Source organism: Roseibium algicola (genome assembly GCF_001999245.1).
GTDB lineage: Bacteria > Pseudomonadota > Alphaproteobacteria > Rhizobiales > Stappiaceae > Roseibium > Roseibium algicola.
The window spans coordinates 643,961-658,720 of the sequence record NZ_CP019630.1 but is presented as its reverse complement, the minus strand read 5'-3'; the positions used below and the strand labels follow the sequence as shown (position 1 = coordinate 658,720).

14 protein-coding genes are annotated in these 14,760 nt (G+C 58.8%); 10 read left to right on the top strand and 4 right to left on the bottom strand.

Annotated elements, in window-relative coordinates; all coding sequences use genetic code 11:
• Positions 1–32: 32 nt before the first annotated feature.
• Both B0E33_RS03160 and B0E33_RS03155 read right to left on the bottom strand, forming a co-directional pair.
• Positions 33–1,085 (bottom strand): alpha/beta hydrolase family protein, encoded by a 1,053-nt coding sequence (locus B0E33_RS03160; RefSeq protein ID WP_077290401.1) that lies wholly within the window; start codon positions 1,083–1,085, stop codon positions 33–35.
• On the bottom strand, positions 1,075–2,016 hold the full coding sequence (locus B0E33_RS03155) for a sterol desaturase family protein (protein ID WP_077290400.1): 942 nt from the start codon (positions 2,014–2,016) through the stop codon (positions 1,075–1,077). Before B0E33_RS03155 ends, B0E33_RS03160 begins: the two co-directional genes overlap by 11 nt.
• 143 nt (positions 2,017–2,159) lie before the next feature.
• Between B0E33_RS03155 and B0E33_RS03150 the strand changes: the two genes are divergently transcribed.
• Positions 2,160–2,765, top strand: coding sequence for a TetR/AcrR family transcriptional regulator (locus B0E33_RS03150; protein WP_167579483.1), 606 nt, complete (start codon positions 2,160–2,162; stop codon positions 2,763–2,765).
• A gap of 77 nt (positions 2,766–2,842) precedes the next feature.
• Here B0E33_RS03150 and B0E33_RS03145 read toward each other — a convergent pair whose 3' ends face one another.
• Positions 2,843–3,874 (bottom strand): LacI family DNA-binding transcriptional regulator, encoded by a 1,032-nt coding sequence (locus B0E33_RS03145; RefSeq protein WP_077290398.1) that lies wholly within the window; start codon positions 3,872–3,874, stop codon positions 2,843–2,845.
• Between the two features lie 83 nt (positions 3,875–3,957).
• Here B0E33_RS03145 and B0E33_RS03140 point away from each other — a divergent pair, with 83 nt between their 5' ends.
• Entirely contained in the window at positions 3,958–5,136 is a 1,179-nt protein-coding gene (locus B0E33_RS03140; RefSeq protein ID WP_077293124.1) for a phytanoyl-CoA dioxygenase family protein, read from the top strand.
• Positions 5,137–5,144: 8 nt separating this feature from the next.
• Here B0E33_RS03140 and B0E33_RS03135 read toward each other — a convergent pair whose 3' ends face one another.
• Positions 5,145–5,891 (bottom strand): DUF1194 domain-containing protein, encoded by a 747-nt coding sequence (locus B0E33_RS03135; protein WP_208997752.1) that lies wholly within the window; start codon positions 5,889–5,891, stop codon positions 5,145–5,147.
• A gap of 279 nt (positions 5,892–6,170) precedes the next feature.
• Here B0E33_RS03135 and B0E33_RS03130 point away from each other — a divergent pair, with 279 nt between their 5' ends.
• The 8 genes from B0E33_RS03130 to B0E33_RS03095 all read left to right on the top strand — a co-directional run bounded on the left by B0E33_RS03130 (position 6,171) and on the right by B0E33_RS03095 (position 14,732).
• A complete protein-coding gene (locus B0E33_RS03130; RefSeq protein ID WP_077290397.1) occupies positions 6,171–7,709 on the top strand; it encodes a glycoside hydrolase family protein in 1,539 nt (512 codons plus the stop codon).
• The gene (locus B0E33_RS03125; protein WP_077290396.1) at positions 7,706–8,455 is read left to right on the top strand and encodes an HAD-IIB family hydrolase; all 750 of its coding nucleotides are present in this window, start codon (positions 7,706–7,708) and stop codon (positions 8,453–8,455) included. The genes B0E33_RS03130 and B0E33_RS03125 overlap by 4 nt, the downstream gene beginning before the upstream one ends.
• A 114-nt stretch (positions 8,456–8,569) precedes the next feature.
• On the top strand, positions 8,570–9,865 hold the full coding sequence (locus B0E33_RS03120) for a glycosyltransferase (protein WP_055658693.1): 1,296 nt from the start codon (positions 8,570–8,572) through the stop codon (positions 9,863–9,865).
• Positions 9,866–9,993: 128 nt separating this feature from the next.
• Positions 9,994–10,248 carry a PepSY domain-containing protein gene (locus B0E33_RS03115; RefSeq protein WP_022997836.1) on the top strand — a complete coding sequence of 85 codons (255 nt, stop codon included), beginning with the start codon at positions 9,994–9,996 and terminating at the stop codon, positions 10,246–10,248.
• 79 nt (positions 10,249–10,327) lie between these two features.
• Complete coding sequence (locus tag B0E33_RS03110; RefSeq protein WP_022997835.1) at positions 10,328–10,996, top strand: response regulator; 669 nt, start codon at positions 10,328–10,330, stop codon at positions 10,994–10,996.
• On the top strand, positions 10,986–12,413 hold the full coding sequence (locus B0E33_RS03105; protein ID WP_228869082.1) for an ATP-binding protein: 1,428 nt from the start codon (positions 10,986–10,988) through the stop codon (positions 12,411–12,413). Before B0E33_RS03110 ends, B0E33_RS03105 begins: the two co-directional genes overlap by 11 nt.
• A gap of 249 nt (positions 12,414–12,662) precedes the next feature.
• Entirely contained in the window at positions 12,663–13,100 is a 438-nt protein-coding gene (locus B0E33_RS03100; protein ID WP_055658695.1) for an RT0821/Lpp0805 family surface protein, read from the top strand.
• 150 nt (positions 13,101–13,250) lie between these two features.
• Positions 13,251–14,732: a hypothetical protein gene (locus tag B0E33_RS03095; RefSeq protein WP_077290395.1), complete on the top strand. Its 1,482-nt coding sequence runs from the start codon at positions 13,251–13,253 to the stop codon at positions 14,730–14,732.
• The last annotated feature ends 28 nt before the right edge of the window (positions 14,733–14,760 follow it).

Below are 14,760 nucleotides of genomic sequence, written 5' to 3'. Positions count from 1 at the left end.
GGTCGCTGGAGCAGGGTACCGTTCCCGCGGGCTTATGGCACCTGCACGATCATATCGAGCCATGTCGCAATCGCCTGCAATGCGGTAGAATCGATGGTCGTTGCTATCCGGATATACTCGTTGATACGTCCGGTTCGCGTTGGTTGGAACAGGTGATTGAGGCCAGGCAGCGTTCTGACATCCGAGAGCGGGTGGGTGAGGGCCCTTCGCATGACAGGTGAATTCTCCCTGGCGGAGACCTGCAAGTCGTGCTCACCGAAAAGTGCCAGCACCGGAATGGTCAGGCCTGCCAGCTGCGCAACCGGATCGTGCCGCGCGTAGGCGGAAGCCCAGGGCGTCGCCCAGACAGCCAGGTTTTGCCTGATCTGGGAACCGCTCGCCCCCGAGTTCTTCAAGGCCTTCGTGATGTCCTCGCGTAATTCTGCCGGTGTTCCGGATTTCAAAAGAGCGGAGCTGATCTCATTCACCGCGCGGCTCTGTCCGGCAATGACTTCATCGGACAGGCCTTCCGCACGCCCGATATCCTGAACCTGAGTGCGCATGACATCGGGAACAAGCGGCAGGGCAGGGCCTGCAAGATAAACATGAAAGGCGGCCGGTTCGATCTGCTGCGCGATCGGCGCGAGATAGCCGCCTTCCGAGTGGCCGATGTATCCGGTTTTTTCGGAAAGAACACGCGGATGAGACTTCACATAGGCAAGCGCGGCGGCTGCGTCGCTCGCGAGATCCTGCGGGGTTGCTGTCGCAAAGTCTCCCGTGCTCCGGCCCACGCCGCGGTCGTCGTAACGCAGCACGGCATAGCCGGATTTCGTCAGGTGATCTGAAAGCACGAGAAAAGGTTTGTGGCCCGCAATTTCTTCATTCTTGTCCTGTGGGCCGGAACCGGTGATGAGTACCACCGCAGGAACGCGCCCCCTCCCTTTTGGCAAGGTCAGCTCGGCATCCAGAACGGCGGTGCCGGACGCAGTTCTGATCTGGATGGTTTCAATGGGGTAGTCGCGGACCTTCGGGTCCTGTGGCCGGTCGCTCAGTCCGAAGACCGCCAGATAGCCGGCAAAAGTCGCCAGAAGCAGATCAATGTTCATCGTGGTGTTCCCCTTGGCTGGAACCAGCAGGCGACTGCATTTGAGTGTCGGACTGGTCCGCGGGAAGAGCCGTATCGCGCGTCGGTGTCCAGCCGGGAGGTTTCATGAGCATCTTCAGAGCCTGGGCGAGGGAAGGGGCATTGAGTGCATCTGTGCCAAGACGAATGAAGTCTCGAAAGTTGATGGTGATCGGATTGGATGTGTTGAGCGGATCGGTGATCCCATAGACAACCTTGGTACGCTCGGGTGTGTAGGTTCCAAAGAGCCGGTCCCAGACGATCAGGATGCCGCCATAGTTCTTGTCGAGATACTCCGGATTGCTGCCGTGGTGCACGCGATGATGCGACGGTGTGTTCAGAATGCTTTCAAGCCACCCGAGCCGTCTGACCTTTTCGGTATGGATCCACGATTGATAGGCCACCACAACGGCAAGGCCTGCGATCACCTGCACAGGGTCGAAGCCGACAATCACCATGGGAATGAAAAACATCCATTCGAACAGCGCTTCGGTCCAGGCCAGACGCAGAGCCGTCGTGAAGTTGAACTCAGGCGAGGAATGATGAACGCTGTGATAGGTCCAGAATAACCGTACCCGGTGCTCGCAGCGATGCATCCAGTAGTACGTCAGATCAGCGACCACGATCGCAAGCACCCATGTCAAGCCGTTCATGGGCAGGTCCCAAAGCGCGAACGGTTCTGCAAGGAAAACGGCAATCACGACGATCAGCCCGTATGCGGTTCGTTCCAACAGACCGTAGACAAGACCGATAATCAGATTTGCGCCGGTTTCCGATAGCGATTGACGGTAGCCGGTAAACCGGTCCCACACGGTTTCGGAAGCCAAAACAAGAAGAAAGACCAGCGCCAGAATTTCAATACCGTTGAAGACAACAGCCGCCTCCTGAAGGCGAAGTTCCAGATCAGAATACATGACACCTCACAAAGAACGAACGTTCGTTCTTTAATTGGGCGCGCGGCCCAGGATTGCAAGACGGCAACGAACCTGAAATGAACAGCGCAGAAGAAGAAGTCGGTCTACGGTCTTTCTTCGTAGCGTCCCACAGGAGATTCCCGATGGCCGAAACCAGGCCGCAATCCACCAGCCGTCTGGAGAAATCCGCCAAGCGTCGGCAGATGATCGTCGAAACGGCTGCGGGTCTTTTTATCGAAAAGGGGTTTCACCAGACGGGCATGCGCGACATCGCGGGAAAGGCGGGGATCAGCCTCAGCAATCTCTATAATCACTTCAAGGGCAAGAACGAGATCATCGCAGCCATCTCGGAACTGGAAACTGTCGAACTTGATCCCTTGCTGAGGCGGCTTGAAGACACGTCAAAAAATCGGATGGAAAGACTGCTGCAATTTGGGGCGGAGTATTTCGATCTCTGTTCTTCGCCGGCACATGCCGCGTTGAGCGCGGAAATCGTTGCCGAGGCCTTCAGAAATCCCGAGATCGGCGGCCTGTTCGAACAAACCCGGGCCCGGCTCGTTCAAGCGGTTGCCAACTGCCTGCCAACGTTTGAAGAAAACCCTGCCACGTCGGCCGAACTGGTTCTTGGTTTGATCGAACGCAGTGGCCAGAATGCCGTTTCCAGAGATGTTTCGACCAGAAAACAGCTCAGGCAATCCATGTTGGCTTTTGTCGAACGCGCAGTTGGCACAGAGCTGAAACACGGTTGATCAACTGCTGGCAGTGTGCTGTTGGCGCGTTTTCTGATGAACGGCAGGCTTTGGCTGTGGAGATCAGCACTGCCAGGTCAGGCTGGTTCATTGAACCTGGAAGGGATGTTCAAGGGGGTGACAACCTGAACATCGCTCGTTTCGCCGGAGGGAGACGTGCCGATGCCGTGGTATGCCAGGAGATGACGAAACGCCGTGTTCATGTCTGACTGCAGGTCGTGATGAAGCACCAGCGTCAGCTGCTCCTGCCGGAGAAGCTCGAGATTGTCCTTGTCCAGATCGTGCGCGACATAGACCCTTGGCATCTGGCCCACCTCGGACAAGGCCTGCAAAATAGCCCTGTTGCCGCCTCCCATGGAATAGACGCCGGAAATCGGTGGAGAGGAGCCCAGCTTCTCGGCAACCTCCCGCCGTGTTTCGGGATTGAGGCCGCCGCCGCCGCTGGCATCCACCAATCTGCATTCCGGGCGCAGACGATCCAGTTCCTGCCTGAAACCCTCGTAGCGCTCCTCCTCGCCCTGAAAGGTGTGCTGGCTGAGCGTCGTCAGAACCGTTCCGTTCGCCGGCAGGAGCTTGTGCATGAGATAGGCTGCGGTTTTGCCGGCGCTGCGATTATCCAGGCCAACATAGGCAAGCCGCCGGGATGCGGGAAGGTCGGTAAAGACGGTGACGACAGGGATTCTGCGGTCTGCCAGTCCTGCGATCATATGCCGGACTTCCTCTGTATCGCGCACCTTGAGGCAGATGCCCTGGCTGCCTCGCTTTGCAATCCGCTGCAGAATCGCGCTGCATTCGGCTGCCGACATGGTTTCGGTGAAAGTGAACCTGGGGCGGATCGCGATCGGATGCAGATCTGTCAGCACGCTTTCACAGGCAAGACGCACTTCTCTGCTGAACCTGTTCGGCGCTTCCATAACCACATCGAAGAAGAGCCGCCGCCCCCTGGCAGCCAGCTGACCTTCCTGTTGTTCCAGTTCTGCAATCGCATCCTCAACCCTGCGACGGGTTTGCGGGCTGACATGTGCTCGCCCGTTCATCACGCGGTCAACCGTGGCAGTGCTGAGGCCTGCCTGAAGGGCGATTTCCTTGATCGGGAAGCGATGGGTCATTTGATGGATTCTTGATGGAAAATGCCGATCCGATCAAGACCGATCCTGATAGCATTGCAGCCAACAAAACCTGGGAGGGGATCATGGACAAACGGGTCGATCATCTGGCGTATTTCAACGCCACCAGTTGCGATGTCGAGGACTTCAGGCAACTTGTGTCGCAAAAACTGGACGACGGCATCGTGCCGCACGCCTACAAGGTGGTTGCCGGTATTCCCGTCTACCGGGTTGCCGATCTGGAGACCGTACTCGCAGGTAGCGAAAGCCGTAGCCGGTTGATGGCAGAATGGGCGCAGGTTATGCGGCTGCACTCGGGTGTGCTGGTGCTGGAGGAGGCATATAAGGATGTCACCCCGATAGACCGGGCAACGCAGGTCTACAACCGGATCATCGCCGAGGAGAAAGCTGCTTCAGGCGGCGGTGCGGATCATTTTGCAGCTGCCGGCGCAAACGACCGGATCTGGAACTCACTGCAGAAACTCTGCCTGGAAGCCCCCGATGTCTTCGCGGATTATTTTGCCAATCCTGCCATCGATGCCGTTTGTGAAGCCTGGCTCGGGCCGAACTACCAGATGACGGCCCAGGTCAATCTTGTACGTCCGGGCGGCAAGGCGCAGCAGGCACATCGGGATTACCACCTTGGTTTCCAGTCAGCAGAAGACTGCGCACGTTATCCGGCCCATGTGCACGACCTGTCACAGGTCATGACCCTGCAAGGGGCGGTCGCGCATACAGACATGCCGATTGAAAGCGGTCCCACGAAGCTCTTGCCGTTTTCACAGCTTTATCGTCCGGGCTACGCTGCCTACCGGCTGGAGGCATTCAAGGAGTTTTTTGAACAGCATTACGTGCAGATGCCATTGCGCAAGGGCGATGCGGTGTTCTTCAACCCGGCACTGTTCCACGCCGCCGGTGACAATTCCAGTGCAGATATCCAGCGCATGGCAAACCTGCTTCAGGTGTCCTCGGCCTTCGGACGCGCCATGGAAAGTGTGGACCGGGATGCCATGTGCCGGGCGCTCTATCCCGTGCTCCTGGCGCAAATCGGACAGGAAACAATATCAGGTACCAGACTGGAGGCGGCTGTTTCCGCGTGTGCGGAAGGATATTCCTTCCCGACCAATTTGGACCGGGATCCGCCTGTAGGCGGGCTGGCGCCCGAGACACAGAAGCAGCTTTTCCTAAGGGCCCTGCAGGACAGAATGCCGGCAGCGGATTTCGAAGCGGCTCTTTTGGCCCGGGCGGAGCGCCGGCAAGCCTGAAGCTGATTTCAGCGCAGGGAAGCGTAGCCGCTGCCGAAGATTTCCCGCAGCAGTTTGCGCTTCATTGCCTCGGCGTAGTCGTCATAACTGTCTGCAACCTCGACAAAGGCACCCGGACCCCTGATGACATGGGTCCGGTAGTAGCGCACCGGAGCTTCATCAGCGCCTGAAATCACCAGACCGTTGACCGTAACGTCCTGGAAATCGAAGGCCCTGTAGGCGCTTTCCGGGCCGAAACCGTCGTTGTTGATGCCATCACCGGCAACATCTATGACCTTACGAACACAAGGCGCGGGTGCCTTGCGCATCAGCGTTGCCGCATGGCCGAGTGCATAACCGAGGGCGGTTGGAAATTCGGTGTAGCCTCGTGGTGAGCGTCGCAGGGTTTCGGCCGCATTCGCAGCGCTTTGCGCATCGGAAAGATGGCTCCACCCAAGCTGGAGCAATTGCTGGTACCGGCCGCTCCATTCGAAACTTGTAACCCAGATCCCGCCAACGGCCTCGATTGCCTGAACGACGTCCGGGTCTCTCAGGGCATCCGCCAGTCCGTTGAGCTGCAAGGTGTGTTCGCGCGCATCGACGCTGGCCGAACCGTCCATCGCCAGAACCAGCGACAGGGAACACGCGGCTGCAGGACCTGGCAGGAGCAGCAAGGAAAGAAAAGAGAAGAGACCGATGACCTGACGCAAAGTCTTGCGCGCCGCGCTTTGTCCGCAGTGGCAGTCGGTATGTGAGATCCAACAGCAGTCCGTCATGAACCCATTCTAGAGGATAGGGGCGACAAGGGAATGCTTTTACGACGCGCTTTTGGCTCAGAAACGATCATATTCTAGGCATAGAGCCGAGCGCAGCGGGCCAACTGAAAGGGCGGGATCCGGCTGTTTCTGTTCCATACCGCAAATCGCTCCGGAAATGCCGCCAGTCATCAGGCAGGATGCGCAAAGGGGTGATATTGTTCGTCCGAGCCATGTTGCACTGCAAATTTTTTGGCTTAGGCTCTTGATCCTGCTGAAACATCTGGGCAGGGTTAGGGCATGTATGCATCCCATGGATTTCTGCGGTCGGACATTGGCGACGTCGATGTCGTTTATCACGACGGCATCTATCATCTGTTCCATCTGGTGCTGCCCAATCACGATTTCATCGCGCACGCCGTCAGCACGGACGGCATGACATGGCGCCGGGTCAAGAATGCACTTTTCGTCGGTGAACCGGGCGAATGGGATGATGACATGCTCTGGACGATGCATGTGACGCCCGATCCGGATCGGCAGGGCGAGTGGCGCATGTTCTACACCGGCCTTGCGCGGGCGGAATATGGCAGGGTGCAGCGGGTCGGGCTGGCACGGTCCAAGGATCTCTACACCTGGGAACGCTGCAATCACGGCAATTATCCCCTGCAGGTGCCGGGCCCGCTTTACGAGAGCACTGTAGACGAAGGCCGGAAGTGGGTCAGTTTCCGCGATCCGTTCTTCTATGTTGATGAAGACACAGGCGAACGCCTGCTGCTGGCCTCTGCCCGTGTCAAGGAAGGGCCGGTCATACGGCGCGGCTGCGTCGGGCTCGCACGCGAGACCAAACCGGACAAATTCACGTTCGAGCCACCTCTTTATCGGCCCGGTCTTTATGACGACGTCGAAGTGCCGAACCTGTTTCGTCTCGACGGCCGCTATTACCTGATGGGATCGATCCGCGAAGACACCAAGATCCACTACTGGTACGCGGAGACGATTGAGGGGCCATACCAGAACTTCTTCGACAATGTGATCCTGCCGACGGGCAATTATGCAGGCCGTATTTGCCGGACCAACGACCGTTTGCTTCTGTTCAATTTCTTTTCCAAGACGGAGTACGTCTACGGGCGCGAGGTCGTGAAGAAGCTGTTGCCGCCGCCGAAGGAACTGGTGACGGACAGTGCCGGCAGGCTCAAGCTGAAATCGAATTCGGACTTCAACGATCTGGTGACGCATCGCCAGGTCGTGACTGCGTCCTACCAGTGCAAGGCACTGTATTCCAACACATACGCGTCGGCGATTGATCGGCCGGACGGGCTGCATCTGAGCTGCAAGAGCGGGTACGAAGCTTTCATGCTGCCGGGCAAGCATGAGGATTTCCGCCTCAAGGCACAGCTGATGCTGGAGGGACTGGGCAAAACCGGTCTTGTGCTGAGGATGAACGACGAGGGTGACGGTTATTACCTGTCTCTGGATCTCGTCAACGGCATTGCCCAGATGCGAGCTTGGGGGGCAAACCCGACACCTGAGTTCGAACATGCCTTCCGTTACGAGCCGCTTCAGGAAGCGCATTTCAGAGGCAGCGATCATGGCCCCTGGCAGATCGAGGTTGTGGCGCACGGCCTTTACTTCGAGTTTTCCATCGACGGCTATGTGGTGCTGTCGCTGGTTGACGACAGTTTCATCGAAGGCGGTATCGGCTTCTACACCGAAAGCGCGGCCGTCTGCCTGAAGGACCTTGTGGTTGAAACATTGAGCCGTCCGGTAACGGAGCACACGGTCGAACCGGCATATTCCGTCACGCACAGGGCGCCCGATCAGGAAGGGGAGGGCCGGTGACCGGCGAGACGGGCAAGAGTGATACCTGGCTTCTGGTCAGCGACATCGATGACACCCTGACCGGTAACCGGGCCGATCTGGAGCGACTTTGGCATCAGTTGAAGAACGCCAAGTCGCACCTGAAACTGGCTCTAAACTCCAGCCGACCGGCTGCCAGTGTCGACCAGACCCTTGCCGAATACTTCCCCAAAGGCTTCGAACCGGACGCAATTATCACCGGTTTGGGAACCGAAATCCGTCTGGACCGTTTCTTTCTGGAAAGCTGGCAAAGCCGGTTTATCGACTGGCCTGACGAGGAAGTTCGCAAAATCGTCCGGAAACTGGGGTATGATGCGCACGACGACAAGTTCCAGACGGACGGAAAGGCGAGCTTCGCCGTTCCGGGAAAAGACGGCGTGGACGCGATTCTTGCCGCACTCCGGGACGAGGGCATCCCGTTCAGGCACATCTATTCAGGGACCAGTGATCTGGACATTCTCGCCCCCGGCGCAGGCAAGGACACTGCCATGCGCCATCTGGCAAGCCATCTTGGCATTCCGATGGAGCGAACGATCGCTGCCGGTGATTCCGGTAACGACCTTGCGCTGTTCGAAGCAGCGGGCAAGGCAATCGCGGTCGGCAATGCCCGCCAGGAACTTCTATCAACCCTGCCGCGGCACAAGACCTATCTGGCATCCGCCCACCATGCGGCCGGCGTGCTGGAAGGGTTGACGGTAATGGGCCTGCTGCCGCAATCGGCAGTCTGATCCGGCCTTTCGAGAGGCTGCTGCCTGCTGCAACGTCGGCGGGCCGATGAGCAAAAAGAGCAAAAGAACGCCTGGGTAGATGGAGATCAAGACACACGAACAAGGTAACGACACATGAACAAGCACAATATCGGTTCCCTTCTGATGATCTCGCTGCACGGTTACGTGGCCGGATCGCCGGAACTGGGTAAACCGGATACGGGCGGCCAGGTGGTCTTCGTACTGGAGCTGGCAAAACGTTTCGCGCGGCTCGGCTACAGGGTCGATGTCATGACGCGCCAGTTCGAAGACCAGCCGGCCGAGGATATCATCAATGAAAACCTGCGCGTCGTGCGCGTTCCTTTCGGAGGATCCGATTTCATCCGGAAGGAGGACATGCACGACTGGTACGGTGACTTCGTCACCAATGCGCTGGCGATGATCCGTCATCGCAAGTTGCATTATGACGTGATCAACTCTCATTACTGGGATGCAGGCGTCGCCGGCCAGAAAATCGCCGAGGAGCTGCAGGTTCCGCACATCCACACGCCGCACTCCCTTGGCTGGTGGAAAGAACACGACATGGTGGGAGCGGGTGAAGAAGAGATGGCTGGGTACCGCTTCAAGGAGCGGATCCAGAAGGAATTCGTTCTTTACCGCAACTGCGACCACATCATCGCGACGACCGAGCAGCAAACGGACCTGATCGTCGAGCAATACCAGCTGCCGCGTGAGCATATCACCATGATCCCGCCGGGCATCGACGAAGGCCGGTTTACGCCCGCAACACCGGATGTGGTCGCGGAAGCGCGCCGGAAGCACGATTTCAAGGAAACGGATATCTACGTTGTTGGCAGGGCAGCGGAAAACAAGGGCTATGACCTGATCATCGAAGCCTTGCCGAGCCTCCTGAAACTGCAGCCCGACGCACGCCTTGTGCTTGCCGCCGGTGCCAATTCGGACAGCGACAAGGCGCTGCTCGCGCAATGGAAGGAAGTCGCTTCTTCCCTGGGCGTGTCCGATGCCATCAGCTGGCGTGGGTATGTCGCGGATGAAGATCTGGCCGATTTCTATCGTGGTCCGGGTATCTTCGCACTTCCCTCCCGCTATGAGCCTTTCGGCATGACCGCCGTGGAAGCGATGGCCTGCGGAACGCCGACTGTGGTGACGATTCACGGTGGCCTGTTCGACCAGATCGAATTTGGCCGACATGCGCTGGTGGCCGATCCCAAGCGACCAGAAGAGTTTGCGGCCATGCTGAACATGCCGATGCAATACTCCTGGATGCGCGAAACCCTCTCGGTGGAGGGCGCTCGCTTCGCACGCCGCGTGTTCGGCTGGACAGGGATCGCCCGGCGGACGCTGCAGGTGTTCGAGCAGTTCAAGGGCCGTTACGACGACCTGCAGACGGACGAAGTGGCGCTGGGCTGACAAGGCGGCGGAAGGACGCCGCCGCAAGAAGGGCAGCTGAAGAAATCCAAACAACCGGTTCAGCTTGCGTTCAGGTGAAATTGATTACACCTTGCGCATGACCTCGTGAGCAGACCGGAATCGGACACGTGAAACAGATATTTGCCCTTTTGATCCTGACATTCGCCGTCATTGCGCCGGCGCAAGCCGCTTGTTTGTCCCAGTCGCAGGCCCGTGAAGCCGTGGCCAGCGGCAAGGCCGCCCCGCTTGGGGCGGTTGCAGGGCAGGCAGGCGGTGAAATCGTCAAGGCCCAGCTTTGCCAGCAGGGTGGGGGATACGTCTATCTGTTATCGGTCCTAAAGGGTGGCAAGGTGACAACTGTCACAGTCAACGCCAACAGGTAATTGCTAGAAGCGACATCTTCCTGCCGGCTTTCGGTTGGTTGATCTGGTTCCGACTCCATCAGTCATAAAGTTGAATTTCATGCGCATTCTTGTTGTCGAAGACGATACCGATCTGAACCGCCAGCTGGTGGCCGCCCTGGAAGAGGCCGGCTATGTGGTCGACAGTGCGACGGACGGCGAGGATGGGCATTTTCTTGGCGACACCGAGCCATATGACGCCGTGGTACTTGACCTCGGCCTGCCGTCCCTCGACGGACTGTCCGTTCTGGAAAACTGGCGCCGCGACGGGCGCACCATGCCGGTCCTCATCCTGACTGCGCGCGACCGCTGGTCGGACAAGGTTGCGGGGATCGACGCCGGTGCCGATGATTATGTCGCAAAGCCTTTCCACATGGAGGAAGTGCTTGCCCGTGTGCGTGCGCTTGTGCGCCGGGCTGCCGGGCATGCCTCCAACGAACTCACTTGCGGTGCGGTGCGGCTGGATCTGAGATCCGGCCGGGTAACCGTGGACGGCAGCGCGGTCAAGCTGACTTCGCATGAATACCGGCTGTTGTCCTACCTGCTGCATCACCAGGGCAAGGTGATCTCCCGGACTGAATTGACCGAACATCTCTACGATCAGGATTTCGATCGTGATTCCAACACGGTGGAAGTCTTCGTCGGCCGTCTGCGCAAGAAAATCGGCTCGGACATGATCGAAACCATCCGAGGGCTCGGATACCGCCTGGGAGCGGCGAGTGACACCTGAGACCTCTGCCAACGGGGACGGCCGGCCCGTGAACCGGCCTCAGCGGTCGCTTGCCGCACGTCTGGTGTTCGTGGCGGCTGTATGGTCCACAATCGCGCTCGCCATCGCCGGGGTGTTCCTGGTGAGCCTTTATGAAAGAGCGAGCGAACGGGCGTTTGACGCCCAGCTCGAGGTTCATATCAAGGCACTGATTGCCGAAATGCTGGCAACCAATGCAGATGCCAGTGCTGACCAGGCAACCGCAACCCTGACTGCGCCGACCTACCGCGGCGATCCCCGGTTCTCCCTGCCGCTGTCCGGCTGGTACTGGACGGTTCGACGCGCCGACAGCCCGTCGATCCTTTATGCATCGGAGTCGCTGGTGGGGGATCCGCTGAACACGCCGCCGATCGGGCAGGACGACGCCAACGCCGGGTTTATCGTCGGGCCGACCGGTGATGAAATTCGCGTGCTCCAGCAGAGAATTACCGTTGAAGACGCGGCCTATGTGATTGCCGTCGGCGCTGCAACGGCAGGGTTCTGGGCGGATATCTTCGAGTTTGCGCGGCTTGTGGCCATCACGCTTTGCATTGTCGGTCTCGGGCTGATTCTGGCGATCTTCCTGCAGGTGAAATTCGGCTTGCGGCCACTTGCGCGCTTGCGTGCGTCGCTTTCGGCCGTTCGACAGGGCGAGGCCGAACGCATTGACGAGGCCCTGCCGCGCGAGATCGCGCCGCTGGCGGTGGAACTCAACGCGCTCATCGTGTCGAACAAGGAAATCGTCGAGCGGGCACGCACCCACGTCGGCAACCTTGCACACGGTCTGAAGACCCCACTGTCGGTCATTTCAAACGAGGCAAGGGCGTCCGGTGGTCCCTTGGCGGACAAGGTGTCCGAACAGGCATCGATCATGTCGACCCAGATCCAGCATCATCTGGAGCGGGCCCGCATGGCGGCGCAGCGGCGGGTCATCGGTGTTTCATGCGAGACCGAGCCGGTTCTTGCCCGTCTGATCCGGGCCATGGGCAAGATCTATCAGGACAAAGGCGTTGATGTCGGTTTCGCGCAGTCCGGTCAGATCCGCTTTCGAGGCGAAAGCCAGGACCTGGAAGAAATGAGCGGCAACCTGATCGATAATGCCTGCAAATGGGCAGGTTCGAAGGTGCGGGTGCAGGTTGCGCCGTTGAACGATCCGGCCACGAACCGGGACATGTTCACGATCACGGTCGAGGATGATGGTCCCGGACTGACGCCTGAACAGCGCGCCGAAGCCATCAAGCGTGGTCGGCGTCTGGATGAAACCGTGCCCGGAACAGGTCTTGGCCTGTCGATCGTGGCAGATCTCGCTGCCCTTTACGGCGGTACCTTCGATCTTGAAAGTTCCTCGCTCGGAGGCCTGAAGGCACGTCTGGTGCTGCCGGCGCTCAGCAAGGAATAGGGGATTTACCAAACGTTCGCTTGGGCCGCCCTTGCGGGACTGTGATAGGATGTGATGCAAATAGCGGAAACAAAGACACGGTTGTGGCCAAGTTCGGCCACAAATTGAAAATAACACTGATTCATCGACCGGTTTGCGCCGGTTTCACGCCTTCTAGTGCATTCATTTTGCGCTAGCCTTTGGAAAATGGTCAGCAATCGGATTTCAGCTGCTTCTGGTTGAAATTCGAAGAACTTGGAGCTTTCAAGAATGCGTCTTCGCGGTGCCTCGTGTCTTGCTCTTGCCTTTGCTTTGGCAGGTTGCTCCATGACGTCCGGGTCGAGAGACAGCAACACTTGGGGGTCCTTTTTCGGTGACCCGAATGCGAATGTTTCCGGCTCGGAAGCGAATACGGCCATTTCGGTGCTGGTGAACAACGAGTTCGGGGACGCGCTTGAACCGTCTGACCGCAAGGCAGCCGAAGATGCCCAGAGCAGGGCGTTGCGTGCGCGGGGCCTTGGGGTTTCGGTTGCCTGGCAGAACGAGCGTACCGGCCGCAGTGGTCAGGTCCGTCCCGGACCGGTCTATTTCGTCAACGAGACCAGCTGCCGCGAGTTTACGCACGAGATGGTTCTCCAGGGCCGCACCTTGCAGGCGCGCGGCACGGCGTGTGAAACCGACCAGGGTGCCTGGCAGGTGATCGGCTGAACCAGCCGGCGCGAAAAAGGTTCAAAGGGAGACAGTGTCCTGGTGATGCTGTCCGAAGCCCTTTAAGTTCCCGGTATTTATTCTCAACACTTGCTTAAGTCTTCTAACGTTAAACTCGCGGTAACTAGGATCGCGATGTTGACGCTGTGAATGACATATTCGGACCAGCTTGAAACCAAAATCAAAACCTACTTGCGTAGTCTGAGCCCCAAGGCGGTTGAGGCTCTGGTCCGGAATTTGGAACGCGCCAAGGTTCAAAAACACGCTGATCCGCATATCCAGCTCGTTCTTGCCGCAGCCGTGGCACTCATTCGCAAACCGCAGCCGGTTGCACCGAGCATGCCGGGCGGCGCTCAGCGACGCAATCAGATCCAGCGGATGTTCTTCACACCGCTGGATGATTTTCTGATCAACGAAATGCTGCCACAGCGGCAGGAGGGCCGAATCCAGCGGGGCATTCTCGACCGTGTCTGGAACTGGCTCGGTCGTGACGTCATGGCTGCCGACATTCGCCTTGTGCTGGAACAGGCCGGAAATTCTGCCGTTAGTGGTGAGCGTGTGGATGCCCTGGTGCAGGCGCTGCGCTCGCGTGCCGTAGACGCCATCGGTGACATGCTGCGCCGCGCGGAAACGTCCGACAAAGACAAGCGCCGAATGGCAATCGAACTTGGCGGCGAACGCGGTATCTCCGAAGTCAGGGACATCCAGAAGATCTTCGCGGCAGAACGTTGGCTGGTGCCGTTCCTGCAGAACATACCGGATCGCATCAACGAGCATCGGTTGAAGCAGGATACTGAGGTGCTGCGTCTCGTCGACAAATGCACCGCACGGTTTCCCGACCATGTTCCGGTGATAGCCGCCGCACTGGTGGACCGCTCGGACATGCCTTCGGCCTTGTGTGCCTTCGCCGGACGTCTGGCAGGCGACCCTGACCCCAAGGCGATTGCTCGTTCGCAGTTCGCACCATTTGTTGATGTGGTCATGAGCGAGGCCGAACGCCTGCAGATCCTGGCGTTCGAACATCGCAACAACAATCCGGACCCGGTGGCCTTTTCTCAGGCGCTGTCGGAGTACCACATGCTGGTCCGCGGCGTTGAACGTGACATGGATCTCTCGGTCACTGGCAGGTGGCACAAACGTCTGGCCGAAACCAAACGCAGCATCTCCAGTGTCGTCACCCGGGAATTGAACAGCGCCCACAGCAGTGTGCGGCGTGCCCTGCAGGTGCCGAAGTTCGACAAGGATGGCAAGCTGCAGATCGACCAGATCGCGATTGATGACGCCGTGCGTACGTTGCGCGTGGTCGCAATGGTTCGGAACGCCTCCGAGACCTTCGCTGTCAACGAGATTGGCAAAAGTACGCGCCAGGCAGTCGAACAGACGCTTGAAATCCTGACCCGTTCTCTGATCACCGATCTTGGCAAATCCAAGGGACCTGCGCTGGAGGCACAGATTGCTGCAGCCGACGTCGCCATCATGCTGTCGGAGATCTATTTCGGCACGGATTACGCCGCGCAGCTGCGCCGCAGTCGGCAATCCGCCTATGCAAAAGCGAGCAAGAACGCGGCCGATGCCAGTTCCGGCCCCAGTCCGGAACGCAAACTTGTCGCCAATGCTCTTGGCCGGCGCTGACGGTTCCCGCTAGGCCCTCAAAGTCGGC